This window comes from uncultured Limnohabitans sp. (genome assembly GCF_937889215.1).
In the GTDB taxonomy this organism is placed as follows: domain Bacteria; phylum Pseudomonadota; class Gammaproteobacteria; order Burkholderiales; family Burkholderiaceae_C; genus Limnohabitans_A.
The window spans coordinates 1-2,786 of record NZ_CALBEX010000554.1 but is presented as its reverse complement, the minus strand read 5'-3'; the positions used below and the strand labels follow the sequence as shown (position 1 = coordinate 2,786).

General features: G+C 55.5%; 3 protein-coding genes. 2 read left to right on the top strand and 1 reads right to left on the bottom strand.

Annotation, left to right across the window (positions count from 1 at the left end; all coding sequences use genetic code 11):
• Nucleotides 1-161 precede the first annotated feature (161 nt).
• A complete protein-coding gene (locus Q0341_RS13960; RefSeq protein WP_299514533.1) occupies nucleotides 162-911 on the top strand; it encodes an SDR family oxidoreductase in 750 nt (249 codons plus the stop codon).
• 105 nt (nucleotides 912-1,016) lie between these two features.
• Here Q0341_RS13960 and Q0341_RS13955 read toward each other — a convergent pair whose 3' ends face one another.
• Nucleotides 1,017-1,811, bottom strand: coding sequence for a FadR/GntR family transcriptional regulator (locus tag Q0341_RS13955; RefSeq protein ID WP_299514530.1), 795 nt, complete (start codon nucleotides 1,809-1,811; stop codon nucleotides 1,017-1,019).
• A gap of 278 nt (nucleotides 1,812-2,089) precedes the next feature.
• Here Q0341_RS13955 and Q0341_RS13950 point away from each other — a divergent pair.
• A partial coding sequence (locus Q0341_RS13950) for an ATP-binding cassette domain-containing protein (protein WP_299514527.1) occupies nucleotides 2,090-2,786 on the top strand: 697 nt, incomplete at its 3' end.

Genomic DNA, 2,786 nt, shown 5'->3' with positions numbered 1-2,786 from the left:
CCTGAACCGGACCCATCCCATGCTGTGCGCGTTGCCGGTGGAGCGCGCCATCGAGGCCTTTGACCTGGCCGCCGACAAAAGCCAGTCACTCAAAGTACAGATTTCTTTTCAAAACGCCTGAAAATCTGGCGGTTTCCAGACCTCTTTAGAAAGTTCTCACCATGTCCAAAATCGCCCTCGTCACCGGTGCCAGCTCTGGCATTGGCAAAGCCTGCGCCCTCGCCTTGCTCAAAGAAGGCTGGCAAGTTGTTTTGGTTGGGCGGCGCGCCGATGCCTTGGCTGCGGCGGCGGCCGAAGCAGGCCCCAACGCCAGCAATGCCCATGCCATTCCGACCGACCTGTCCAAAGAGCCCGAAGTCAAAGCCTTGTTCGAGCAAATCCGCGCACGCTTTGGCCGCCTCGATTTGGTGTTCAACAACGCGGGCATCTCACTGCCCTACACCTTGCCGGGCGACCTGTCGGGCGACGAATGGCGTCGTGCTGTGGACATCAACCTGAACGGCGCGTTCTACACCCTGTCGTATGCCTTCAAGCTGATGCAAGAGCAAAGTCCACAGGGCGGCCGCATCATCAACAACGGCTCCATCTCGGCGCATGTGCCGCGCCCTGGCTCGATTGCCTACACCGCCACCAAACACGCCATCTCGGGCCTGACCCGCGCCGCGTCTTTGGACGGCCGCCCTTACAGCATCGCTGTAGGCCAGATTGACATTGGCAACGTGGCCTCGGACATGACCGAGCGCATGGCCAAAGGCGTGCACCAAGCCGACCTGACCATCAAGCCCGAGCCCCGAATGGACATGAGCGCCGTGGTCGAGACCTTCATGACCATGGCACGTTTGCCGCTGTCGGCCAACATTTTGTTCACCACCGTGATGGCCACCAACATGCCATTTGTGGGGCGTGGCTAAGCCACTACACCGCCCTTGGTTGCACCGCCGCGCCCGATCGCGGACCCAACAAGACAAAGCGAAGACGCCCCGTAGATCGCTGACTTCAGGTCCAAAGCGCTGAACTCAGACGGGCGTCTTGGCTGGGCGTTTGGCCAATTTGGTTTTCAATTTGATGGGGGTGGCCGCCCCCGAAACAACGGGCAACTTGCGCCGAGAGGTCAACACCTGATCGATGTCATTGCGGGCCCCTTCAATCAACACCATAACGGCCCGCTCTGCCTTGGCCGGGTTGCGCGCAATCACAGCGTTGAGCACCGCCCGGTGCAAAGGCAAAGAGTTCTTGGTACCGTCTTGAATGCGGGTAGAGATTTCGAAACTTGTGCGCAGCAACGCGTTGAGGGCCTTGCTCATTTGCACCAACATGCGGTTGTGAGAGGCCTGCAGCAAACCAGCATGAAAGCGTAAATCGTGTGTGACGTAATCCCCCCCCTCTTCTACTGCCTGCTTCATGCCAGCATAAGCAGCCTCGATGTTGGCAATATCTTCTGGTGTAGCCCGTTCAGCGGCCAAGCGCACGGCAGCAGGCTCCACCACACGGCGTAGCTCTTGCAGGTCTTTCAAAAATTCAGGCGTCAAGCCGCAGCGGGCCTGCCAGTTCACCACATCAGGGTCAAACCAGTTCCAATGCGCATCGGGCATGACACGGGTGCCCACTTTCGGCCCGGTGGAGAGCAAACCCTTGGCCACCAGCGATTTCACGGATTCGCGAATCACAGTCCGGCTGACCCCCAATTGTTGGCACAAAACAGGCTCAGGAGGCAACGCGCCGATCGCCGAATAGCGGCCAGAAACAATGTCCAAGCCCAATCCATCCAAGGTATGGCCATGCATGTTTTTGATGGTCGTAGAAAATTGCATATGACCCAATCATAAGATGACCCATGACCCCTGAATGCTTCTGAAAACATTTGCAACTTTTGATTTTCTGGATTGTTAGCCAAATATGTCGCATACGTTACAGCCAAGTCACATGCCAGTAATGATCATACGATATGACTTAACGAACCACATCGCTCAAAGAGCACCGTAGATACCCCTATGGTTACATCGCGTTTTGGTCGTTAAAGTTTTACCACAGTGTCATCATTCACCATGAGATCTACGGTTTTTGTGGCAATTTTTCAGGAACTTCTCGAATGGCAAGCGTCAGCATCCAGTCTGTCAGTAAAAATTTTGGACAAGTACCCATTTTGCATGGCGTAGACATTGAAATTGCGGATGGTTCTTTCACTGTTTTGGTGGGGCCTTCCGGCTGCGGAAAATCCACTTTGCTTCGCATGATTGCAGGTTTGGAAGAGATCAACGGCGGAGACATACAGATTGGCGATAAACGGGTCAACGATCTGCAACCGAAAGAACGGGACATCGCCATGGTGTTCCAAAACTATGCTCTTTACCCGCACATGACTGTGGGCGAAAACATGGCATTTTCCCTAACTCTGGCCAAGATGGACAAGCAAACCATCGCCAGCAAAGTCTCAAGAGCCGCGGAAATTTTGGCCCTAGGGGCTTTGATGGACCGCTATCCACGGCAGCTCTCGGGGGGGCAACGTCAGCGTGTGGCGATGGGACGTGCGATTGTCCGTGACCCTCAGGTATTCCTGTTTGACGAACCTTTGTCAAACCTCGATGCCAAGCTCCGCGTGGCCATGCGCAGCGAGATCAAGGAGTTGCACCAGCGTTTGAAAACCACGTCCATTTATGTCACTCACGACCAAATCGAAGCCATGACCATGGGCGACAAAATCGTCGTCATGCGCGACGGTCGTGTCGAACAAACGGGCAGCCCCCTTGAACTCTATGACTTCCCGTCCAACCAGTTTGTCGCCGGTT

What these genes read in the sequence shown, in the direction of transcription:
- Q0341_RS13955 (WP_299514530.1), bottom strand. Translation starts at nt 1,811, where the DNA reads ATGCAATTTTCTACGACCATCAAAAACATGCATGGCCATACCTTGGAT.
- Q0341_RS13960 (WP_299514533.1), top strand. Translation starts at nt 162, where the DNA reads ATGTCCAAAATCGCCCTCGTCACCGGTGCCAGCTCTGGCATTGGCAAA.